At 67.1% G+C, this 22,239-nt stretch carries 18 protein-coding genes; 13 read left to right on the top strand and 5 right to left on the bottom strand.

Annotated elements, in window-relative coordinates:
* Window positions 1-65: 65 nt before the first annotated feature.
* From QZ951_RS18950 to QZ951_RS18895, 12 genes are all read left to right on the top strand, one after another.
* Complete coding sequence (locus tag QZ951_RS18950; RefSeq protein WP_366943991.1) at window positions 66-1,520, top strand: glycosyltransferase family 2 protein; 1,455 nt, start codon at window positions 66-68, stop codon at window positions 1,518-1,520.
* A gap of 49 nt (window positions 1,521-1,569) precedes the next feature.
* Entirely contained in the window at window positions 1,570-2,787 is a 1,218-nt protein-coding gene (locus tag QZ951_RS18945) for a PilZ domain-containing protein (RefSeq protein ID WP_293003476.1), read from the top strand.
* Between the two features lie 7 nt (window positions 2,788-2,794).
* Window positions 2,795-4,513 carry a hypothetical protein gene (locus QZ951_RS18940; protein ID WP_293003475.1) on the top strand — a complete coding sequence of 573 codons (1,719 nt, stop codon included), beginning with the start codon at window positions 2,795-2,797 and terminating at the stop codon, window positions 4,511-4,513.
* A complete protein-coding gene (locus QZ951_RS18935) occupies window positions 4,510-5,916 on the top strand; it encodes an alginate export family protein (protein WP_293003474.1) in 1,407 nt (468 codons plus the stop codon). Before QZ951_RS18940 ends, QZ951_RS18935 begins: the two co-directional genes overlap by 4 nt.
* The gene (locus QZ951_RS18930) at window positions 5,904-7,604 is read left to right on the top strand and encodes a NosD domain-containing protein (protein ID WP_293003473.1); all 1,701 of its coding nucleotides are present in this window, start codon (window positions 5,904-5,906) and stop codon (window positions 7,602-7,604) included. Before QZ951_RS18935 ends, QZ951_RS18930 begins: the two co-directional genes overlap by 13 nt.
* Window positions 7,605-7,616: 12 nt before the next feature.
* Window positions 7,617-8,255, top strand: a complete 639-nt coding sequence (locus QZ951_RS18925; RefSeq protein WP_293003472.1) for an alginate O-acetyltransferase AlgF — start codon at window positions 7,617-7,619, stop codon at window positions 8,253-8,255.
* 7 nt (window positions 8,256-8,262) lie between these two features.
* Entirely contained in the window at window positions 8,263-9,711 is a 1,449-nt protein-coding gene (locus QZ951_RS18920; protein ID WP_293003471.1) for an alginate biosynthesis protein AlgX, read from the top strand.
* Between the two features lie 26 nt (window positions 9,712-9,737).
* Entirely contained in the window at window positions 9,738-10,877 is a 1,140-nt protein-coding gene (locus QZ951_RS18915) for a mannuronate-specific alginate lyase (protein WP_293003470.1), read from the top strand.
* Entirely contained in the window at window positions 10,874-11,824 is a 951-nt protein-coding gene (locus tag QZ951_RS18910) for a tetratricopeptide repeat protein (protein WP_293003469.1), read from the top strand. Before QZ951_RS18915 ends, QZ951_RS18910 begins: the two co-directional genes overlap by 4 nt.
* Before the next feature lie 9 nt (window positions 11,825-11,833).
* Entirely contained in the window at window positions 11,834-13,261 is a 1,428-nt protein-coding gene (locus QZ951_RS18905) for an MBOAT family protein (protein ID WP_293003467.1), read from the top strand.
* 6 nt (window positions 13,262-13,267) lie between these two features.
* Entirely contained in the window at window positions 13,268-14,425 is a 1,158-nt protein-coding gene (locus QZ951_RS18900; RefSeq protein WP_293003465.1) for a hypothetical protein, read from the top strand.
* An 84-nt stretch (window positions 14,426-14,509) separates the two neighbouring features.
* Complete coding sequence (locus tag QZ951_RS18895; RefSeq protein ID WP_293003463.1) at window positions 14,510-15,934, top strand: MBOAT family protein; 1,425 nt, start codon at window positions 14,510-14,512, stop codon at window positions 15,932-15,934.
* Between the two features lie 16 nt (window positions 15,935-15,950).
* On the opposite strand, the gene QZ951_RS18890 is transcribed toward QZ951_RS18895, so the two are convergent.
* The 5 genes from QZ951_RS18890 to QZ951_RS18870 all read right to left on the bottom strand — a co-directional run bounded on the left by QZ951_RS18890 (window position 15,951) and on the right by QZ951_RS18870 (window position 21,961).
* Window positions 15,951-18,227, bottom strand: coding sequence for a hypothetical protein (locus tag QZ951_RS18890; RefSeq protein WP_293003461.1), 2,277 nt, complete (start codon window positions 18,225-18,227; stop codon window positions 15,951-15,953).
* A gap of 246 nt (window positions 18,228-18,473) precedes the next feature.
* Window positions 18,474-19,430, bottom strand: coding sequence for a heme o synthase (gene cyoE, locus QZ951_RS18885; RefSeq protein ID WP_293003459.1), 957 nt, complete (start codon window positions 19,428-19,430; stop codon window positions 18,474-18,476).
* A gap of 7 nt (window positions 19,431-19,437) precedes the next feature.
* Complete coding sequence (locus QZ951_RS18880; protein ID WP_293003457.1) at window positions 19,438-20,487, bottom strand: heme A synthase; 1,050 nt, start codon at window positions 20,485-20,487, stop codon at window positions 19,438-19,440.
* 146 nt (window positions 20,488-20,633) lie between these two features.
* Window positions 20,634-21,236 (bottom strand): hypothetical protein, encoded by a 603-nt coding sequence (locus tag QZ951_RS18875; protein WP_293003455.1) that lies wholly within the window; start codon window positions 21,234-21,236, stop codon window positions 20,634-20,636.
* Window positions 21,233-21,961 (bottom strand): SURF1 family protein, encoded by a 729-nt coding sequence (locus QZ951_RS18870; RefSeq protein ID WP_293003453.1) that lies wholly within the window; start codon window positions 21,959-21,961, stop codon window positions 21,233-21,235. Before QZ951_RS18870 ends, QZ951_RS18875 begins: the two co-directional genes overlap by 4 nt.
* 63 nt (window positions 21,962-22,024) lie before the next feature.
* Between QZ951_RS18870 and QZ951_RS18865 the strand changes: the two genes are divergently transcribed.
* Window positions 22,025-22,234, top strand: a complete 210-nt coding sequence (locus tag QZ951_RS18865) for a twin transmembrane helix small protein (RefSeq protein ID WP_293003451.1) — start codon at window positions 22,025-22,027, stop codon at window positions 22,232-22,234.
* The last annotated feature ends 5 nt before the right edge of the window (window positions 22,235-22,239 follow it).

The raw sequence follows: 22,239 nt of genomic DNA, 5'->3' as shown, positions 1-22,239 counted from the left end.
CAGTCGACGCGATCGAAACCGAGCGGCCGTTCGAAGGCTTGCGCGAAACCGCCGAGTGGCTGGCGATGATCGCGCTGATCATGGCGGTGGCGATGCTGCTGCCGCATTCGACGCTGACCCCCGGCGATGCCTACTTCCTCGTGGCCGTCGGCTTCGTCGGCATGTGGCGCTACACGTTGCGCGCGATCCACTTCCTGCGCGCGATGTGGTTCCTGCACGTGTCGTACCCGCGGCTGCGGGAACTGGCCGAGCGGGCCGGATCGGCCGCCGATCCGTCGCACGTCTACTTCCTCGCGACCAGTTTCCGGATCGATCCGCACACCACCGGCCGCGTCTATCGCGCGGTCATCGATGAAGCCGTGGCCTGCGGCTATCCGGCGACGGTCGTCGCGTCGATCGTCGAGTACGGCGACGAGTTGCTGATCAAGGGCCTGTGGAAGCATCTGAACCCGCCGGACCGCGTGTCGCTGAAGTTCGTGCGCATTCCCGGCACCGGCAAGCGCGACGGTCTGGCCTATGGCTTCCGGGCGATCTCGCGCGATGTGCCGGACGAGCGCGCGCTGGTCGCCGTCGTCGATGGCGACTCGGTGCTGCTGCCGGGCGTGATCCGGCGTTGCGCGCAGATGTTCCACGTGCTGCCGAAAGTCGGCGCGCTGACCACCAACGAGTTCTGCACCGTGCACGGCGGCCGCATCGTGCGCGACTGGCACAAGATGCGCTTCGCCGAGCGCCATCTGAACATGTGCTCGATGGCGCTGCGTCATCGCGTGCTGACGCTGACCGGCCGCATGTCGCTGTTCCGCGCGCATGTCGTCACCACGCCGGAGTTCATTGCCGATGTCGAGTACGACTCGGCGCTGCACTGGCGGCTCGGCCGCGTGAAGTTCCTGACCGGCGACGACAAGTCCTCGTGGTTCAGCGTCGTCCGCCTCGGCTGGGACACCTTCTACCTGCCCGACGCCGCGATCCACACGATCGAGCATCCGCCCGACCCGTCGTTCCTGAAGACCAGCCGCACGCTGATGTTCCGCTGGTACGGCAATTCGCTGCGCCAGAACGGCCGCGCCCGGAAACTCGGGCCGCATCGTCTAGGCTGGTTCACCTGGTACGTGCTGCAGGATCAGCGCGTGCAGATGTGGGCCGGCCTGCTCGGCCTGAGCGCCGCCCTGCTGGCGAGCGTTCGCTACAACTTCTACTACCTGCTGACCTATCTGGTGTGGATCGGCATCACCCGTTACCTGATGTGCCTGATGCTGCGCCTCGGCGGTCACCGGGTCGGTCCGCTGTATCCGTCGCTCATGTACTACAACCAGATCGTCGGCTCGATGATCAAGGTCTTCGTCTTCTTCTTCCCGGATCGCCAGTCGTGGACCCGCCAGAAGACCGTGCTGAAGCGCGATCTCGACGGTTTCCACAGCTGGTTCAACGACCTGTCGTCTCGAATCATGCTGTTCACGGCAGTCAGCCTGTTCGCCTCCGTGATCGTCACGATCGTGCTGCTCAAACCCCGGTTCGGATAGCGGCGCCGTTCGCGCCCGCCCAACCCGCAACCCGTACAGGAACCCGCGCATGTCCTCGACTGCCAGCCCCAACACGCCGAACCCGTCCCAGCCGTCCGTGAACAGCAACATCGTCCATGAATCGGAAGCCCAGCGGCAGTTCGTCCGCGTGCGCTTCCCGGCCACGATCCAGTTCACCCAGAACGGCGAGCGCCGCAGCTTCCGCCTGAACGACATCTCCGCCGGCGGCTTCAGCTTCGACAGCGGCAGCCATGCCTTCACCGTCGGCGAGGCCTTCAGCGGCCACGTCGTGGTGCCGATCGACTCGGTCGGCTTCTCGATTCCGGTCAGCTTCGACGTGCGCATGGTCGAGACCGATACCCGCCGCGTCGCCTGCGTGTTCCAGGACATGGGCCCGAAGGAAACCGCCGCGCTGCGCCAGATCATCACCGCGTTCCTCGGCGGCGAACTGACCACCGCCGGCGACATGCTGGCGACGCTGTCGCGCGAGAACTTCGTCAAGGCCCGCGGCTCGCGGCTCGGCGGCGGCCTGAGCATCGGCGGCAAGCTGCGCGCAGTGATCGGCACCCTGATCGCGCTGGCGATCGGCCTGCTCGCGTTCGGCTACGCCGCGACCAACCTGTACGAGATCGTCTTCGTCACCCACGCCACGGCGGCCAAGGTGGCGGCGCCGATCTACACGATCACGATGCCGCGCGACGGCACCTTCTTCTCGCTGGTGCAGCCGAACGCGACGATCAAGAAAGGCCAGCCGATCGGCCAGTTCCAGACCGCGCTGCTCGATGTCGTCGAGGGCGTGCCGGGCACCTTGAAGATGACGCCGGAGCAACTCAGCGAAATCGTCGGCCAGCAGCTGAAGGGCTCGATCGCCAGCCCCTGCGACTGCGTGGTGCAGAAGACCTTCGCGACCGACACGCAGTACCTGCTGCGCAACCAGTCGGTGATGCAGCTGGTGCAGACCGGCACGCAGCCGTACGTGCTGGCGCGCTTCCACTACGACCAGATGAAGAAGCTCAGGATCGGCCGCACGGTCTACTTCCGCGTCAATGGCGAGGCCGATCGCATCAGCGGCACGATCAGCGAACTGCGCGTGCTGCCGGCACAGACGATCGACTCCAACGGCCTGAACGATCTCAATGGCCTGAACACCAACGCCGCGATCACCGACGTGATCGCCGTGATCACGCCGACCGAGCCGATGCCGCTGACGCGCATCGACGAGCCGGTGGAAGTGCTGATCGATCCGCTGTTCGATCGCTACCGGTAAGTCCGCCATGCGGCAACTTGTCCCGATCCTGATCGGCATCTCGATGCTGGCCGGCTGCGCCGACGTGCATGTGCGCAAGGGACTGCCGATCGTCGCCAAGCCGCGGGATGGCGCGCTGATCGCCGGCACCGACGGCGCTGCCGACATCGGCCGTGGCAATCAGGCGCGGCTGGCCGGCCGCCACGACGACGCGATCCGCGACCTGGAGCCGATGGCGCAGCGCGGCTATGCCGATGCGATGCTGTACCTCGCCGCGGTCTACGCGCAGTCGCCGAGCATGGCCGCGCAGGACAAGGCCATCGCCTGGTATCGCAAGGCGCTGCCACAGCGGCCGGAAGCGGTGGTGCCGATGGCGCGGGCACTGACCCAGAGCGGCCAGACCCGGCTCGTCGCCGAAGCCGAGCAGCTGCTGCTGGCCACGCGTCGTCGTCATGACGATCCGCTGGCCGATGCCGCGCTGCTGAACTTGTATGGCCTGTTCCCGGCATTCGACACGAAGCAGCAGGCGCCGAAGCTCGCAGCGGCGCTGATCAAGTCGCCATTGCCGGAATCCCGGGCCACGGCCATCAACTGGTATCGCGACGAGATCACCGACCGCGCCAGCGCCGAGCGCCTGCTGGCGCTGTGCCGGAAGAACCTCGACGCGGCACCGGAGTGCTATCTCGACCTCGTCGAGTACTACCGCTTCACGCGCGACAAGGCCGGGCTCGAAAAGCAGGTCGACGCCGCGCTCAAGGCCTTCGACACACTGACGCCGCTGAAGGTCTCCGACTCGCTCGATGCCATGCCGCTCGATGTCGCAGCACTTGCCGGACGGCTGGCCGTGACCCTGGTCGAGCAACCCGGCATCGAAGACACGCTGGAGCAGGCCGAAGCCGTGCGCAACACGCGCACCGCCGACGAACTGCTGCGCGATGGCGCCGCCGACGACAGCACCGACGGCAGCGAAGCACCGGATCCGACGCCGCAGACCGCGGCCGATGCCGTGCCGGCGACACCGGCAACCGTCGCCATCGTGCCGCCGTCGGCGTCCGGCAATGCCGAGCCGGAACTGGCGAACAAGGTGCTGCGCTGGATGCTGAAGCGTCCGGGCGCGATGAAGGTGGAAGCGGCCGCGGTCGCCGTCGGCTTTCCGTACCTGCTGCCGGACATCGACATCGAAGCGCTGCTGAAGGCCGGTGTCGCCGACCAGCGCCCGCGCGCGTCGCTGATGCTCGGCGAGCTGTACTTCTTCAACCAGCGCGCGCCGCGCGAAGCGGATCTGGCCGAGATGCATTTCAAGACCGCGCTGAACTACCGCGAGACCAGCATTCCGGCGCATTACCGGCTCGGTCGTCTGTATCAGCAGGGCTATCTCGGTCGGCCCGATCCGGCGAAGTCGCTCGAACACTTCCTGTACGCCGCGCGCCATCGCGTGACGGCGGCGGATACCCATCTGTCGCGCCTGTTCTACGACACGCCGGGCGCGCGGACCAACCGCGTCAATGCCTATGTCTTCGCGAAGCTGTCGAGCGATGGCGGCTATCCGGTGGTCGTGCGCACCCTGCGCAACGGCGTGCCGAACGCCTATCCGCTGCTCGAACGCCTGACCGCCGACCTGACCCCGGCCGAGCTGGAAGCGGCCGAAGCCCTGTACCAGAAGGAACGCAAGGTCCATCTGGTCACCCGACGTCCGATCGGGCCTGAAGTCTGGGCTCAGGAAACCACCGCGAAGCCACGCTCATGATCAAACCGACTGCCGCCACGCTGGCCCTGCTTGCCGCCGCCGCCGTCCCGGTGGCCACACGCGCCGACGTGACCTTCAACTACGCGCTGCGCGCGACCGTGGGTGCGGAAGCCGATGGCGACCGCACGCTCGGCCTCGGCAGCAATGGCGACTCCACGCAGAACCTGTTCGTGAATCTGGCGCCGCGCGCCTTGATCCAGTTCGGCGAGGACTGGACCGCCTACACCCGCATCCGGGCGTTCGTGCCGACCGGCCGCGCCGCGCCGTTCGATTCGAACACGCCGGACAACGCCACCGCGCGCGGCAATTCGTTCATCGCGCTGAGCGAGCTGTGGGTGCAGTACAACGGCCTGACCAGCTATCCCGGCGAAGCCATCAGCCTCGGCCGCCAGCGCGTGCGCCAGGTCGGCAGCGAATGGTGGGACGAGGACATCGACAGCCTGCGCTGGAATTTCGCGACGACGCTGAAGTCGTTCGACATCGGCATCGCCCGGCAGTTGTTCCACTACCGCAGCGATGGCGCGCCGATCATCGCCGAGCAGCGCCATCGCACCTACGGCTTCGGCAATGCCTCGGTCGACTGGCGGCCGGAGCATCGCGTGGGGGTCCGCGCCGTCGTCGCGCAGGACAGCGGCAGCGCGCCGCGGATCGGCGATACCGTCGATGCCGACAGCAAGCTGCGCAATGGCCAGCTGAACTGGCTCGGTCTGTATGCCGACAACGGCTTCTACGATCCGCTGAACCGCACGCCGTTCAACTACTGGATCGAAGCGAACTATCTGATCGGCAAGCAGACCGAGGCCAGCGCCGGCAGCGGCAATGTCGTCGATACCCGCAACCGCCAGGACGTGAACGCCTACGCCGGTACCATCGCCGGTCGCTGGCGGCCGTTCACGGAGTTTCCGGTCGCGTTCGGCGCGGCCTACACCTACAGCTCGCGGGAGTACCAGCAGACCGGCGCGCAGAGCAACAGCTCGACCTTCTCCGGCACGCAGACGCTGATCAACCGCTACAACGAAACGCTGCGGGCGCAGCTTGGCAACCTGCGCGTGGCCAGCGCCTTCGTGTCGCTGAGCTTCGACAACGACGCGATCAGCGCCATCTTCTCGACGCTGGCACGCAACGACGGCAACGCGGCGATCACGGCCGACAACGTCATCGCCCAGACCCAGGCCAACGGCCGCAACCACGTCGGCAACGGCGTCGACCTCGTTGCCACGCACTACTTCGGCCGCGCCCTGCGCCGGCAGCGCCTGCTCGATTCGGGCGATGCCTTCGTCTCGCAGAAACGACGCTCGCTGATCTCGATCCGCGCCTCGGCGTTCGATCCGGGTGCCGCATTCGGCCCGGGCACCGAACTCGACTACCGCGTGCTGCTGGAGGCCACGCTGTGGGTCAACTGAGCGCCCGCGCGCTGGTGCTGGCCGCGCTGCTGGCGCTGGCCGCGACATCGCCGGCGCAGGCCGCCGGCAAGCCCGTGGGCAAGGCCCGCGCGGCCGCCAGTCACTCGAAGGTCGACGATACCGCCGACGAAGGCGGCGACGATGCCGACGAGACACCGGACGAAGTCGACCGCCCGGTGCCGACCGAAGCCGAGTTGAAGCGGCAGTACCGCGTCGTCACCGCCGATCCATCGACCATCGCGTTCTCGGCCCCGGTGCTGCCGGATCTGGCGCAGTACACGCCCGCGGCGATGGCGAAGAAGATCGACCGTTCGCGCCGCGGCACGGTCACCGTCGCGTCGCTGCTGAACGAGCCGGGCTTCAAGTCGCTGACCACCGCCGTCGACCAGGGCCTGTCGGAACTGGCGCTGCGTCAGCGCGGCAGCCTTCGCGCGATCTTCATCGAAGGCGGATTCGTGAGCCTGCCGGAACTGCTGGCGAGCCTGCCGAAGGATCTGTTCGAGCAGACCGCGCCCGGCATCTTCGTGCTGCGCCTGCCGTTGCTGGTGCGCCACGGCGCGACGCTGGAAATCGGCAGCGGCACGAAGGAACTGCGGCTGTCGCAGGAACGCGGCGCCATGCTCGCGACCGAGGGCACGCTGTATGTCAGCAACAGCGCGATCGTCGGCTGGAGCGAAGCGAAGAATGCGCCGGCACGCTTTGTCGACAAGCATGTGTTCCGGCCGTTCATCGTCGGCTGGGGCGGCTCGAAGACGTATATCGCCGGCAGCCGCATCGCCAGCCTCGGCTATGCCAGCACCAAGGCCTTCGGGCTGTCGCTGTCGCAGTACAGCACCACGGTGGCGCAGCGCGCCGTATGGCCGCGGCCGACCGGCTGGATCCTGAACACCGAGATCAGCGATCTCTGGTACGGCTTCTACAGCTGGGAAGCCGATGACGTGGTGCTCCGAGGCAACACGCTGCGCGACAACATCCAGTACGGCATCGATCCGCACGACCGCTCGCAGCGCCTGATCATTGCCGAGAACGAAGCGTTCGGCACCAAGCGCAAACACGGCATCATCATTTCGCGCGATGTCGACAACAGCTTCATCATCGGCAACAAGAGCCACGACAACAACCTGTCCGGCATCGTGCTCGACCGCCAGTGCAGCAACACGGTCATCGCCAACAACACGACGTACCGCAACAAGTCCGATGGCATCGTGCTGTCGGAAAGTCCGGACAACGTGGTCTGGAACAATCTGAGCACCGGCAACCTGCATCACGGCATCCGGCTGCGCAACAGCACCGGCATCCGCATTCAGGACAGCTCCGCGATCGCCAACGGGCTCGCCGGCATCTACGGCGTGTCGCGGGACCTGACCGGCACCGATCGCGATTTCATCGAAGACCCGTACACCAAGGCGATGTCGATGGTGGTGGCCGGCGGCCAGCTCAGCGGCAATGGCTCCGGCCCGGTCAATCTCGACGAGCCGACCCGCGCCGTGCTGTACGGCGTCGACCTGCGCACGCCGCAGCGGGCGCTGGGCTACCGCCTCGGCGGCGTGCTGCTGGCATTCCAGATCGAAGTGCTCGACATCGTGCTGAACCGCAAGGAAGTCGCGGTGCTGGAACCGATTCCCCCGCAGAAAGTGGCCGCACAGACGGCCGCACCGCTGCCTGCTTCCCTCCCCCTTCATCGCTAGAGGACTTCGACCGTGCCCCTCACGTCGAGACACCGCTTCACCCACCGCGCATTGCTCGGCCTCGCCGTTTGCTTCGGCGCCGCGCTGGCGCTGCCTGCCCAGGCGCAGCTCTACGCCCGCGAAGCGCCGCCGAACTCGGCGTTCATCCGCGCCTTCAACAACACCGCCAACACCGGCGTCGGCGTGAAGATCGGCGAGCAGACCGAACCGCCGCTGCTGTCGTATGCCGCGAGCGCCTACCTGTTCCGCGAACCGGGCGACGTCGTGCTCAAGGTCGGCCCGCACGAGAAGACGGTGAAGCTTGAAGCGAACCACTTCTACACCGCGGTGGAGACCAGCAACGGCATCGTCATGTTCGAACTCTCGGGCGTGCTGAACCGGCTGAAGTCGATGATCGCGATCTTCAATCTGATGCCGGCCACGGCCGTGGGCCTCAAGACCGCCGACGGCAAGGCCACCGTGTTCGAAACCGTGGCGCCCGGCACGTCGGCACAGCGCGAGATCAATCCGCTGAAACTGAGCCTGGGCCTGTTCAATGGCCCGACCAAGCTCACCGATGTGCCACCGGTCGCGCTTGATCGCGGCAAGGTGTTCAGCCTGTTCGTCAGCGGATCGGAAGCCTATCCGGTGATGATCTGGAACGAGGATTGAGCGCGCCATGCGCCGCCTTGATCGCGTGCGGATGATCCGGTGCCTGCTGACGTCGCTGCTGCTGGGCATGGCGGCGATGTCTGCGCAGGCACAGACGTCAGCCGCGGCGAGCGATGACGAGGACCTTCCCCGCTACAGTGCCGAGCCTTGCTGCACGCTGTGCCCGCGCGCCCGCGATGCCGACGTCTACCTGACGCGCTTCATGCAGGATCATCAGGAAGCGCTGCAGGGCCGCGGCGACTGGCTGTTCCGCAGCCAGAGCGAGCTGAACACCGAGTTTCCGATCAACGATCAGGTGCTCGCCGATCTCGCCCGCATGGTCAAGGCGTTCAAGGCGCATGGCACCGAGGTGCTGATGCTCGATTTCCCGCCGCGCGGCGTGCTGCATGCCGACCAGCTGCTGCCCGGCGACCGCGCCCGCTTCAACGACAAGCTGGCGCTGGCGAACTATCGCGCCGCCCTGCAGCGCTTCCGCACGGCCGGATTCATCGTGCCGGACTATGGCCTGCTGGCCGAACGCGGCGATGGCACCGAGTACTTCTTCCATCGCGACGGGCACTGGACGCCGGACGGCGCGCGGCGCACGGCAGAGCTGATCGCGAGCACGCTGAAGGGCACGCCGCTGCTCGCGGGCCTGACCAAGCGCGCCTACGTGACCACGCGCATCGGCCGCAATCGCCATCCCGGCGTGATGTCGATCGTCGCGCAGCAGATCTGCGGCGGGCACTACCCGTCCGAAGTCGTGCTCGGCTACAAGACCGACGCCACCGAAACCGATCTGTTCGCCGATGAGCCGGTGCCGGAGATCGCGCTGGTCGGCACCAGCTTCAGTGCCACCCCGACCTATCACTTCGCCGGCTTCCTGAAGCAGAACCTGCAGACCGACGTGCTGAACGTCTCGCTGTCCGGCGGCAACTTCGATGGCGCGCTGACCCAGTACCTGCTGAGCGAGGACTTCCAGAAGCGACCGCCGAAGCTGGTGATCTGGGAGTTCGGTCACCCGCAGATCGCCGCGGCGAATCCCGGCCAGATGCGGCGCATCGTGCCGCTGGTCAACAACGGCTGCGCCGATCGCGCCACGCTGCTGAGCAGCACCACGCCGATCAACACCGCGAACGACTTCACCGATCTGCTGTTCAACGGCGGCGGCCGCATTCTCGATGCCAGAAGCCGCGATCTGGTGATCGACCTGCAGTTCGGCGATCCCGCCGTCAGCGAGTTTCTCGCCGAGACCTGGTACCTCGACGGCAAGCATGAAGTGCAGCGCGTGCGGCTGAACGACTACACGCGTTCCGGCGGCCGCTTCGTGCTCGAGACCAATCGTGAGCCCGAATACATCGAGCAGCCGGTGATCGCATTCCGCGTGCAGGTCGTGACCAAGCTGGCGAAGCCGACCACGGTCACCGCGAAGCTGTGCCGAACGACGGCACCGCTCGTGGCCAGGCAGGCGCCCTGATGCCGGCGCGAACGCCATTCCGCGCCATGGCGCTGATTTCGGCACTGCTGTTGGCCGCGGCACCGGCCATGGCCGGGCCGCTGCAGCCCCCGCCGGGGTATCTGCAACCCGCCGGCAGCAAGCCCGGCGCGGCCTCGCCGTGCCCGGCGGCGCCGAAGCCGTTCACCGGAACGCTGGCGTTCCAGAGCAAGTACGAAGGCTCGGGCAAGGCCCGCGACACGCTGAACCCGGACGCGGAGAAGGCCTACAAGGCCAAGACCCGGCCGATCACCGCGATGGAGAAAGGCCTGGTGTCGCGCGTGAAGAAGTATCAGCGTTCCGGCAACGCGGCGGACCTGCAGTGCGCCGTGCAGTGGCTGTCGAGCTGGGCGACCGCCAAGGACGGGGCCGTGACCGGCGCGATGCTCGGCGAGGCCACGAACCACACCGGCAAGTCGCTGCGCAAGTGGAGTCTGGGCACGTTCGCCAGCGCCTGGGTCCGGCTCAAGTTCTCGGCCTCGAACGGCGTGGCGGCGTATCCCGAGGACCGCCGCAGGATCGAGCGCTGGCTGTCGGCGATGGCGGACCAAGTGGTCACCGAATGGTCGCCGGATGATCCGATCGACAAGATCAACAACCACTACTACTGGGCCGCCTGGGCGCTGATGGCAACGAGTGTCGCGGTGGATCGTCGCGATCTGTTCGACCGTTCGCTGCTGCTGTTCCGCGTGTTCGAAAAGCAGATCGATGCCGACGGCTATCTGCCGAACGAGATGAAGCGCGCGACCCGCGCTGCCGGCTATCACAACTACGCGATGGCGCCGCTGGCGATGATCGCCGCGTTCGCCAAGGCCAACGGCGTCGATCTCGCGAGCGAAGGCGTGGTCGGCGGTCGCAGCGCCCTGACGCGCCTCGCGCAGCTGTCGGAAACCGCGCTCGACGATCCGGCGTCGTTCGCCGACAAGGCCGGTGCCGAGCAGGACACGGCGACGCTCGACAGCAGCAGCAGCCGCGCCTGGCTCGAACCGTATTGCTGGACGGTGCGCTGCACGCCGCGTGAGGAAGCGACCCGCGATGCGTCGCGACCGCTCGGCAGCACACGGCTCGGCGGCGATCTGACGTCGATCTTCGTCACCGCCGCTGCCGGCGCAGCGAGCGGCAACCCGATGCACGAGGAACAGCCATGAGCGGTGCGCGCATCCATCCCCGCCGCTGGGTCCCGGTCGTGGCAATGCTGTTCACGTTCGCGCTGCCAGCCGCCGACGCGCAGCTGGCCACTGAACTGAACGGGCTCAACGGGCTGTGCACGGCCGCCATCCGCTCCGGCGATACCGAGGAAGCGCTGCGCACCTGCCGCCGGGTCAGCTTCGACATCGAGCGTCTGGCGCCCGGCTCGCAGGCCTACATCACCAGCCTGACCAACATCGGCGAGATCAAGTGGCAGGTCGCCAACTATGTCGATGCCGATGCCTTCTACGGCGATGCGCTGAAGGCGGTCGAAGCGATCAGCGGGCGCAATACGCCGGCCTCGCTGCCGCTGCTCGGCAAGATCGTCGAGACCAAGATCAAGCGCGGCAAGTTCATCGATGCCGAAGCGGTGTTGCGCCGCGCGATCGCGATCCAGCGCAAGGGTGCTGCGCCGAACGATCCGGCGCTGGCGGCGCTGCGCCTGCGGCAGGCCGACCTGCAGGCGCTGAGCCATCAGTATCCAGAAGCCGAGCGCGGCTATCTCGACGTGATCACCGTGTTCGCGGCTGGTGGTGCGGCCACCGACGCGATGCTGCGCACCGGCCTCCAGCATTACGCCGAGTTGCTGGAGCGCGAGCAGAAATTCGCCCGCGCCGAAACGCAGTATCTGCGGCTGCTGGCGCTGGTCGAGAAGAAGCCGTCGGACACGAGCCTGTCGCCCGCCGCCGTGCTCGATCGTCTCGGCTATCTCGCCGAGCAGCTGGATCGCCAGGCCGATGCGATGAGCTACTACCAGCGCGAGCTGGTCTTGCTGCGCGCGCGAAGCGGCAAGCCGGACGACAAGGCCGACGACATCGGCAACCTCGAGGCGAAGCTGTCGAGCCTGAAGCTGAGCCTGTCGCAAAGCCTGTCGCTGCCAGCCGCTGGCAGCGCCGGCCGGCCGTGATCGCCTGACATGGTCTTCTCGTCGAACGCCTTCCTGTTTCTGTTCCTGCCGCTGTTCTTGGCGATCTACTACGTCACGCCGAACCGCTACCGCCTGCGCAATTGGGTGGTGCTGCTTGGCAGTTATGCGTTCTACGCGTGGTGGCGCGTCGACTTCCTGTTCCTGTTCATCGGCGTCACGGTCTGGAACTACCTGATCGGCCTGATGATCGCGCGGCACGGCGCACGCACGACGGGGGCCGGCCGCTGGCTGGCGCTCGGCGTCACCGTCGACCTGCTGATGCTCGGCTACTTCAAGTACGCGAACTTCGGCGTCGCGAGCTTCAATGCGCTGCTGACGGGCGCCGGCTTCGAGCCGTTCGTGCTCAGCCACGTGATCCTGCCGATCGGCATCTCGTTCTATGTCTTCGAGTCGATCAGCTACATCATGGATGTCAATCGCGGCGACGTTGAAGCCACGCGTCATCCGGTCGATTTCGCGACCTTCCTCGCCTTGTTCCCGCATCTGATCGCCGGCCCGGTGTTCCGCTACAAGGACCTGGCCGAACAGTTCGAAAGCCGCGACCACTCCTTCGACAAGTTCGGCGAAGGCGCGACGCGCTTCATGCAGGGCTTCGTCAAGAAGGTGTTCATCGCCGACTCCATCGCGCCGATGGCGAACCAGGCGTTCGCGCTGGCCGATCCCACGACCGGCGATGCCTGGCTCGGGGCCATCGCCTACACGATGCAGCTGTACTTCGATTTCTCCGGCTACAGCGACATGGCCATCGGCCTGGGCCTGATGATGGGGTTCCGGTTCATGGAGAACTTCAACCAGCCGTACATCAGCCAGAGCATCACCGAGTTCTGGCGGCGCTGGCACATCAGCCTGTCGAGCTGGCTGCGCGATTACCTGTACGTGCCGCTCGGCGGCAATCGCCACGGCGTGTTCAACACTTATCGCAACCTGTTCCTGACCATGCTGCTCGGCGGTCTGTGGCATGGCGCGAACTGGACGTTCGTGATCTGGGGCGCGTGGCACGGCGCGATCCTGTCGGTCGAGCGCGCGCTCGGCGTGAAGGTCGGCAGTGCCGGCCGCTTCGCGTTCGGCCGCTGGGCGCTGACCCTGCTGTTCGTGGTGCTGGGCTGGGTGATCTTCCGCGCCGACAACGTCGACGTCGCGTTCCGGATGTATGCGGCGATGTTCAGTGTCGGCGACCTGCACCTGAGCGAGGTCTTCGCCGGCGACATCGATCGCCTGCAGATCGCCACGCTGATCGCGGCACTGGCGATCGTCGCGATCTGCGGCATCCGCCAGCGGCTGCCGGCGCAGCGCTTCGCATGGCCGGCGCCAGCGCGCGCCACGGCAGCGATCGGCCTGCTGGTGCCGTTGTTCCTGCTCGCGCTGCTGAAGCTGTCGGCGCAAAGCTACTCGCCGTTCCTGTACTTCCAGTTCTGATCCGACATGGCCACGACCGACTCGGCAGTTCCGTCACGCCCGCCCAGCGCACCGCGGGCAGCCCTGCTGCAGACCGTGCTGTTCCTCGCCGTGATCGTCATCACCGGCGTGCTGGCGCTGCGCGGCATCGCCAGCTTCGACCGACCCGCCGATGCGCCGGTGGTCACCGGCCAGTTGGCGAAGCGCTTCGAGACGCACTACGACGAAAGCTTCCCGGCCAAGCGCTTCGGCGTGAACCTGTGGGCCGCGATCGGCCTGCGCGTGTTCGGCGAAGGCCGACCCCGCGTCGTGCTCGGCCGCGAGCAGTGGCTGTACACGTCGGAGGAATTCAATGTCGGCGACGGCAGCGCACGGCAGCTGAAGGTCAACCTCGCGACGATCGCCTGGGTACACGCGCAGCTGAAGGCGCAAGGCATCCCGCTGGTGGTCGCGATCGTGCCGGCCAAGGCGCGGGTCTATCCCGAGTTTCTTGATGGCCACGCGCCGGCGCGGCTGCAGCAGTCACTGCACGAGCAGCTGGTGGCGGCGCTTGCGGCGCGCGGCATTCCGACGGCGGACCTGCTGCCGACACTGGTCGCGGCGAAGGCGGAACAGCCGACCTACTTCCGCACCGACACGCACTGGACGCCGTTCGGCGCGCAGCGGGCGGCGGCGCTGGTGGCGGCCCTCGTGGCCGAACGCGGTCATGCGCGCGCGGCCGACCAGCGCACGCGCTACGTGACGACGCTCGGCGACGAGCAGCGGCATCGCGGCGACCTGTTCAACTACCTGCCGCTCGATCCTTACTTCGCGTCGCTGCTGCCACCGACCGATGTCGTGCGGCCCTCGGAGACTGTGGCCACGGATTCGACGACTGCCAGCGACCCGGCGGATCTGTTCGGCGATGCCGCGGCACCGCAGGTGACCCTGGTCGGCAGCAGCTACAGCGCCAATCCGCTGTGGAACTTCGCCGGCGCGCTGCGCGAGGCGCTGGGCGAGGACATCGCCAATCTGTCGAAGGAAGGCGTCGGGCCGTTCCCGCCGATGATCCAGTATCTGACCGGCGCGGAGCTGAAGCAGGTCAAGCCGCGGCTGGTGATCTGGGAGATTCCGGAGCGGGCGCTGATCGTGAAGCCGGACCTGCATGGCTTCGTGCTGCCCCCGGACGTGCTGAATCCGCCATGATCGGCCGCGGCCGCGATGGCGGCAGCCGTTTCCCTGCGCGTTCACGCTAGCGCTCGCCACCGCCCCACGTCGGGCAGGACTGCCGTGGTCTTTTCGTCGAACGTCTTCCTGTTCCTGTTCCTGCCGCTGTTTCTCGCGGTGTACTACCTCGTGCCGAACCGGGCACGGCTGCGCAATGTCGTGGTGCTGGTCGCAAGCTATGCGTTCTACGCGTGGTGGCGGGTCGATTTCCTGCTGCTGTTCGCGGCGGTCACCGCGTTCAACTATGCGATCGGCCAGCAGATTGCGCGGCACGGAGCCCAGACACCCGGCGCGCTGCGCTGGCTGAAGCTCGGCGTCGTGGTCGATCTCGCCGTGCTCGGCTACTTCAAGTACACGAACTTCGGCATCGAGACGTTCAACGGGCTGGTGGCGAACGTCGGCATCGCGCCGTTCACCTGGACCCATGTGCTGCTGCCGATCGGCATCTCGTTCTACGTGTTCGAGTCGATCAGCTACATCATGGATGTCTACCGCGGAGACGCCGAAGCCACGCGGCATCCGCTCGACTTCGCGACCTTCGTGTCGCTGTTCCCGCATCTGATCGTCGGTCCGATCTTCCGCTACAAGGATCTGGCCGGGCAGTTCGAACATCGCACGCACAGTGTCGCGCTGTTCGGTCAGGGCGCCGTGCGCTTCATGCAGGGCTTCCTGAAGAAGGTGCTGATCGCCGACACCCTGGCGCCGCTGGCCAACCATTGCTTCTCGATGGCCGATCCGTCGACGGCGGACGCCTGGCTCGGCGCCATCACCTACGGCACGCAGCTGTACTTCGATTTCGCCGGCTATACCGACATGGCGATCGGCCTCGGCCTGATGATGGGCTTCCGCTTCCCGGAAAACTTCAAGCGGCCTTTCCTGAGCCAGAGCAACACCGAGTTCTGGCGGCGCTGGCACATCAGCCTGTCGAACTGGCTGCGCGACTATGTGTTCTTCGCGCTCGGCGGCAGCCGCGGTAGCGAGTCACGCACCTACGTCAACGTGTTCATGACCTTCTTTCTCGGCGGCATCTGGCATGGCGCGAACTGGACCTACGTCTGCTGGGGCGCGCTGCAGGGCAGCCTGATCTTCGTCGAGCGGACCCAAGGCGTCACCGGTTACGTCAAGACCTTCCGCTGGCGGCGCTGGCTGCCGACCTTCGTCTGCATCATGGTCAGCATGGTGATCTTCCGCGCCGACAGCGTCGCCGACGCGTGGCGCCTGTATCAGGCGATGTTCCTGCTGCAGCACGTCGGCGGCTTCACCGACGTGCTGCTGGGTGCCGCCACGCATCTGCAGCTCACGGTGCTGGTGATCGCGTGGTGTCTGGTGCTGATCGAAGGGCTTCGCGAGTTCGGACCGAAGTGGTCGTTCGGCAGCCCGGCACTTCGCAGCACGGCGGCGGTCTGGCTGCTGGTGCCGGCGTTCGTGCTGACCATCCTCAAGCTGTCGGCGCAGGGCTACTCGGCGTTCCTGTACTTCCAGTTCTGAACGGCGAGGCCGCCGATCACTGGAAGCTGATGTCGTCGAGGTAGGTCAGCGAGACGCTGGCGGTGCCGGCACTCTTCAGGATGATCGCGTTGAAGCTGCCAGCATTGAAGCGGCTCATCGGAATCGACACGGTGTTCCAGCGATTAGCGATCAGCCCGCTGATCGCGAATGTGCCGAGTGTCGGGTAGGCCTCGCCGGCGACATACGGCTTCGCGCCCAGCAGCAGGTTCAGGCGCAGCGTTGCGCTGGTCGGGTAGACGCTAAGCCGCAAGCTGCCGTAGCTCGCGGTCGACAGCATCGGCCCGCCCAGCGTGGCGACCACGCCATTGACCGTCGCGGTCGGCAGGATCGACATCGCGTAGCGGCCGCCGGCGGTCTGGTTGACCGTCTGCGCGCTGACCTTGCAGCTGGCGGCCGTGGTGCTGACGTCGCCATTTTCCATGTTGCTGGGGCAGGCGGTGCCGAAGGCCGTCGACCAGCCGAGCTGGTCGCCGTTGAACACCAGATGGCCGCTGCCGGTGTAGGTGCTGCGCGCCACCGTGCCGACGACGGGCGCCGGCGCGCAGGCGCTGCTCGCGAACGATGCTGGTGCTTGCCCAAGCCGCTGCACGACCTGCTGCTGCCACAGCGAGGCCGGCGTCAGGCCGCTGGTGTAGAGACCTTCGTACAGCACGTTCTGGTTGCGCGCACCGGGCACCGCCATCTGTGCCGGCGGGCCGACCTGCAAGCCGCCGTATCGCTGCATCCGCGCGCCGCTGGCGATCGTCGTGGCGTCATCGAACACCGGATACTGCGTCGGCCCGCCGACGACGATGCCGTAGCCATCGACTGACGGATTGACGCTGATCACGCCGCCGTTGCTGGTGCCCCGGTAGCCGTTGTCGGTGGCGTTCCAGACCACGCTCGAATAGTTCGATTCCTGCGCGTTCGACGACGCCGCGCCGCGGTAGCTCAGCATCAGCCCGCTGCCGTGGCTCAGGCCGTGGCGGTCCCACAGCACGGCTTGCGCGAGGCCGGCGTGCATGTCGTCGCCGTTCTCGCGAACGCCGACGCTGTCATTCTGCGAGTAGACCAGCACCGAGTTCAGGCCGCTCTGATTGGTGTAGCTGTGCCGGGCGAGTTCGACGTAGTTGCGCGCCAGCAGCAGGTTCTGGCTGTCGATCGACAGGAACCCGTAGCCGCGCCCGTTGCCGCCGGTGTTCTGCGCGCGCAGCGCGGCGCTGTCGGTGATCGACAGGCGAGCCGTGGCGTCGAACACGAAGCCGAAGCGCGGGAAATTCTGAACCTGCACGTCGTGCACCCAGCCGTTGCGGACGCCCTCGACATGCACGCCGATGCCGACCGGGAAGCCGCCGGCGCCGCCGCTGTTGTCGGCAAAGCGGATGGTCATCCCGGCAATGCCGGTGTTGTCGCGCAACGTGATTCTGCCGCCGCTGGCCTTGGTCTCGGTCGAACGGATGCCGATCGGGTTGTTCGCCGGATCCAGAGTCACGGGCAGCGGCGCATCGAGCGTCAGCACATTGCCGGCCTTGGCGACGATCTTGCGCAGGTAGACGAAGCTGTAGCGCCGGTTCGGCGAGCCGGCCGGCGGAAAGCTCGTGCTGTTGTACGAAAGCCAGGTACCGGAGCTGTCGTTGCGCTGGCTGAGGCTGCTCCAGTAGTACTGCTGCAGCACGATCCACTGGCCAATCGCCAGATTCGCGGCATTGGTCACCGTGGCGCGGATGTCGCCTTCGCGGATGGTCGAGGCCACAGTGCCCAGCACCGCACCCTGATCGAGCCATTGCCGATTGGTGCTGCCGGGCTTCGAACCTAGCTGGAACAGGCCTTCGTCGTCCTCGTCCAGCGGCCGGTAGCTGGCCGGCACGCTGATCACGGTACGACCGCTGCCGGCGCCGAGGATCGAGACGTTGCCGTAAGGCACGCTGATGGTCCTGCCGATGGTGTAGCTGCCGGCAGGAATCAGGATCGTGCCGCCACCGGCGCTGCCGACCGTATCGACTGCGGCCTGCACGGCGGCGGCGATGTCCCCGGTGGCCGTGATCGTGCGGGTGTTCGTGCAGGCGATGCCGGTTGCCGGTGCGGTCGCGCCCAGTTGGTAGCCGGTGTACGAGAAATCCGGCAGCCGCCAGTCGCGGCCGGCGAAGTTGACGGTCGCGGCGCGGTACCCGCCGTTGCCGTCAGCCGGGTACAGGCTGCTGGTCCAGGCGCGTGCCGGTCCGGCGATGGCGATGGCGACGGCGGCGCCGAGCAGCGCAAGTGGCACGGCGGACAAGCGAGGGGCGGTGGACATCGCGGGCTCCGGGAACGACAGCGTGGGGGGGCCGGGCCACCCTACGGATGCCGTTTCGGTCAGCCGAATTCGCCGACGAACGGGGTTAGCCGACCGCAGAATCCGGCATTTGGCCGGATATCCGACAAGCCGGGACGGCAAATCGGTGACGCACGCGCGTCGCGATTCCGGTTTTGGGCCCTTGTCAGGCCGTTCGAAGCCGCTGCCAGCGGGCCGGCAGGCGGTCGGATGCCGCAGCCCGCGCGCTCAGATCAGGTAGTGATCAACCAGCAGCGCCGTGAAGATCGCCATCAGGTAGACGATCGAATAGCCGAAGGTCTTCATCGGCAGGCCCTTGCGGGGCCGGTACTTGAGCTGGATCGCGAGCTGCAGGAAACGGCCGCCGAGGCCGAGTGCGGCCACCAGGTACAGCCAGCCGCTCATGCCGACCGCGAACGGCAGGATCGTCACCGCGATCAGCAGCAGCGTGTACAGCAGCACCTGCGTCTTGGTGTATTCCACGCCGTGCGTCACCGGCAGCATCGGGATGTTGACCTTGGCGTAGTCCTCGCGCCGCTCGATGGCCAGCGCCCAGAAGTGCGGCGGCGTCCAGATGAAGATGATCAGGAACAGGATCAGCGCATGCGGATCGATGGTGCCGGTCACCGCCGCCCAGCCGAGCACTGGCGGCGCGGCACCGGAAGCGCCACCGATCACGATGTTCTGCGGCGTGGCCCGCTTCAGGAACAGCGTGTAGACGCCGGCATAGCCGACCAAGGTCAGCTGCGTCAGCACCGCGGTCAGCGGGTTGACGAGGAACCACAGCACGACGAAGCCGGCCAGCCCGAGCGCGGTCGCGAAGCCGATCGATTCGACCAGGCTCAAGGAGCCGGTGACCAGCGGCCTCCCGCAGGTGCGGGCCATGCGCGAGTCGATCTCGCGATCGATGATCTGGTTCACCGCCGCCGCCGACGCCGCCTGCAGCGAGATGCCGATCGTGCCCCAGATCAGCGCCGCAATCGGCGGGATGCCGGGCACTGCGAGGAACATGCCGACGATCGCGGTGAACACGATCAGCATGACCACGCGCGGCTTGCACAGCTCGTAGTACTCGCTGAAGCGCGAGACCGGCGCCGCGCCGTCGATCACGGCGGCGGCGGCAACATCGGCGTCAGCCGCAGGCACGCCGTGAATCTTCAGCGGCGGCGTCGATCGGGTGGTCATCGGCGGTTCAGATCGGTCGTGGAACGGCAGTGCCACGCGGCACCGGGGCGGTGCGCGCAACGCTTGCCGTGCGCCAGACCCGGTGATTGAGCGCCAGCACGGCCAGCAGCAGCACGGCGGCGCCGCCGTTGTGGGCGTCGGCCAGCCACAGCGGCAGTTGCAGGTGGATCAGGCCGATGCCGATGGTCAGCTGCAGGGCCAGCGCGCCGAACAGCGCGAATGCCAGCCGTCGCAGCGGCGCGCGGTTCAGGCTCAGCAGGTACAGCGCCACACCGCCGAGCACCAGGCTCAGCACCAGCGCGCCGTAGCGGTGGACCAGATGGATCGTTGCGCGGGTGGCGGTGTCGAGCACGCCGAATTCGTAGTCGATGCCGAGACCGCGCCACAGCTTGAAGGCTTCGCCCAGATCGCCTTTCGGCGCGAACGAGCCATGGCAGGCCGGGAAATCCGGGCAGGCCAGCGCGGCGTAGTTGGTGCTGGTCCAGCCGCCGAGGAAGATCTGGCCGCCCAGCACCAGCAGCGCGAATGCCGCCAGCGGCTTCAGCACGGCCGGCAACGCGTCGGGCATCGATTGCGTGGCCACCGGGCGCGTCTCGAGCCACATCCACCACAGCAGCGACAGCGTGGTCAGCCCCAGCATCAGGTGCGTGGTGACGATGATCGGCTTGACCTTCAGGGTGACCGTCAGCGCCCCGAACACGATCTGCACCAGCACGACCCCGACCGTCGCCAGTGCCAGCGTCCTCGGCAAGGTTCTGGTGCGATCCCTGAGCGCCAGCACGGCGAGCGTGCCGATCAGCAGGCCGACGAAGCCGGCGAGATAGCGATGGACCATTTCCTTCCAGGCCTTCGGCGCCTCGACCGGGCGTTCCGGGTACGCGGCTTCGGCCGCCGCGATCTCGTGCTGGGCATCCGGCACGCCGACATGGCCATAGCAGCCCGGCCAGTCCGGGCAGCCGAGCCCGGCGTTCGACAGGCGGACGTAGGCGCCGAGCACGACCAGGCAGAAGGTCAGGCCCAGTGTCAGCAGAGCGATGCGATGAAACGTTGTGGACATGGTGGATCCGCAGGCAAGTTGATCATTTTACAGCCGCAGGGCGCCGGACACCGGCGGCGCGTCGTGGTCGGTCCGTACCGGCCTCGACGTCGGTCGGCAAGAGGGCATCGGGCAAGCGCGGCGCGACGTGCGCGGCCAGCGGCCTGTCAGCCGATGTTCGACAGTTTCATCAGCTTCTTCAGGTCCCCGAGCAGGCCCTTGGCTTCGACCGTTCCCTTGTAGACCAGCAGCCAGTTGCCGTTCGGATCGATCAGGTAGAGGTTCAACGGGTCGTCGGTGCCGAAGACATCGCGGGCGCGACTGCCGGCGGCACCCGCGTCGGCGACGATGTGCAGGTTCTTGTGGCTGTCGCCGAGCGACGCGACCAGTGCCGCCTGCGCCGCCGCATCCGGTGCGATGTAGACGCGCTGCAGGCGCGACAGGTTCTTGCCGAGCGCAAGCCGAACCTGGCGCGTCAGCACCAGGCGCTCGTTGCACGCGGCATCGCAGTCGGCAGCGCCGATCTGCAGCAGCGTCCATTTCTCGCTTGGCAGCACGTTCGCGGGCGCGCCATCGGCGGCTTTCAGTTCCAGCGCGGGAATCGGCTTGGCCGGAACGATCAGCTCGCCGTAGTTGGTGGTACCGGTCGGCCGAAGGTTCGGGAAGAAGTTGTAGATTACCCAGGCGCCGATGAACGGGGCAAAGAACAGCGATCCGAGCAGGATCAGGGTCAGGCGCGATCGCGTCAGCACGGCGGCTTGCGGGTTCATGGGCGGCGTTTCAGATTGAGTTTGAGAAAGATCGCCAGCAGGGTCGCGGCGAACGCGAACCACTGCGCGGCATAACCGTAATGACGCTGCGGCGGAAAGCGGCGATCGCCCTGCGTCCACTCGCGCAGGTAGCCGTCCGGTTCGGCAGGATCGAGCAGCAGCACGCCGCCGGCCGTCGACGCGCCGTACAGGCAGCGCAGGTCGTCCGCCGTCGGATAGCCGACGATGCGCGGCCACGGCACGCCGGCCGACGGGCAGTTCTCGATCGACAGCCGCAGGGCCGGTTGCGGCAGCGAACGCCACAGCCCGTTCACGGTCGTCGTCGCATCGCTGATCGCGAGCGCCGGCAGCACGCGCCGATCCGGGTTCTGCGGCAGCCAGCCACGGTTGACCAGCACGATGCCGCCGTCGTCGAGCACGAACGGCGTCAGCACCTGATAGCCCGGCATGCGGTCGTGCACCTGATTGTCGAGCAGCAGTTGCCGGCTGGCATCGTAGTGGCCGCGGGCGGTTGCCGAGACGGCATCGGCACCGGCGGGCACGGCGCTGTCGACCGACAGCGCAAGCGCCTGCTGCGTCACGGCACTCGCGTACTGCGCGTCCAGCGCCTCGCGCGCAAGGCCGCGATGCCATTGCCACAGTCCGAGATTGATCGTCACCGCGCAGCCCAGCAGTGTGCCGACGATCACCCACCACGGCGGGCGGAATTGCCAGCCGGAAGTCACGGCGCGTAGGCAACCCGGGCATGGCGGCTTACCATCCGCACACCACCTTTTCCCTGCCCTGCCATGCTTCCGAAGCTGATCATCGCGTTTCTGCTGATAGCCATCGTCATTTCGCTGTTTTCGGGGCTGTTCTTCATGCTCAAGGACTCCAGCCAGAGCAAGCGCACGGTCCGCGCGCTGTCGATCCGCGTTGGCCTGGCCGTGGCCCTGATCGCGTTCCTGCTGCTGGCCACGGCACAGGGCTGGATCCATCCGCACGGCGTCGGCCGCTAGGCCGT

This window comes from Nevskia sp., from assembly GCF_021732705.1.
Lineage (GTDB): Bacteria > Pseudomonadota > Gammaproteobacteria > Nevskiales > Nevskiaceae > Nevskia.
The sequence above is the reverse complement of the archived record's forward strand: the minus strand, read 5'-3'. Positions and strand labels throughout refer to the sequence as shown.

Coding starts and splice junctions, on each gene's coding strand:
- QZ951_RS18950 (WP_366943991.1), top strand. CDS start 66: ATGATCGCGCTGATCATGGCGGTGGCGATGCTGCTGCCGCATTCGACG.
- QZ951_RS18945 (WP_293003476.1), top strand. CDS start 1,570: ATGTCCTCGACTGCCAGCCCCAACACGCCGAACCCGTCCCAGCCGTCC.
- QZ951_RS18940 (WP_293003475.1), top strand. CDS start 2,795: ATGCGGCAACTTGTCCCGATCCTGATCGGCATCTCGATGCTGGCCGGC.
- QZ951_RS18935 (WP_293003474.1), top strand. CDS start 4,510: ATGATCAAACCGACTGCCGCCACGCTGGCCCTGCTTGCCGCCGCCGCC.
- QZ951_RS18920 (WP_293003471.1), top strand. CDS start 8,263: ATGCGCCGCCTTGATCGCGTGCGGATGATCCGGTGCCTGCTGACGTCG.
- QZ951_RS18915 (WP_293003470.1), top strand. CDS start 9,738: ATGGCGCTGATTTCGGCACTGCTGTTGGCCGCGGCACCGGCCATGGCC.
- QZ951_RS18910 (WP_293003469.1), top strand. CDS start 10,874: ATGAGCGGTGCGCGCATCCATCCCCGCCGCTGGGTCCCGGTCGTGGCA.
- QZ951_RS18905 (WP_293003467.1), top strand. CDS start 11,834: ATGGTCTTCTCGTCGAACGCCTTCCTGTTTCTGTTCCTGCCGCTGTTC.
- QZ951_RS18900 (WP_293003465.1), top strand. CDS start 13,268: ATGGCCACGACCGACTCGGCAGTTCCGTCACGCCCGCCCAGCGCACCG.
- QZ951_RS18890 (WP_293003461.1), bottom strand. CDS start 18,227: ATGTCCACCGCCCCTCGCTTGTCCGCCGTGCCACTTGCGCTGCTCGGC.
- cyoE (WP_293003459.1), bottom strand. CDS start 19,430: ATGACCACCCGATCGACGCCGCCGCTGAAGATTCACGGCGTGCCTGCG.
- QZ951_RS18880 (WP_293003457.1), bottom strand. CDS start 20,487: ATGTCCACAACGTTTCATCGCATCGCTCTGCTGACACTGGGCCTGACC.
- QZ951_RS18875 (WP_293003455.1), bottom strand. CDS start 21,236: ATGAACCCGCAAGCCGCCGTGCTGACGCGATCGCGCCTGACCCTGATC.
- QZ951_RS18865 (WP_293003451.1), top strand. CDS start 22,025: ATGCTTCCGAAGCTGATCATCGCGTTTCTGCTGATAGCCATCGTCATT.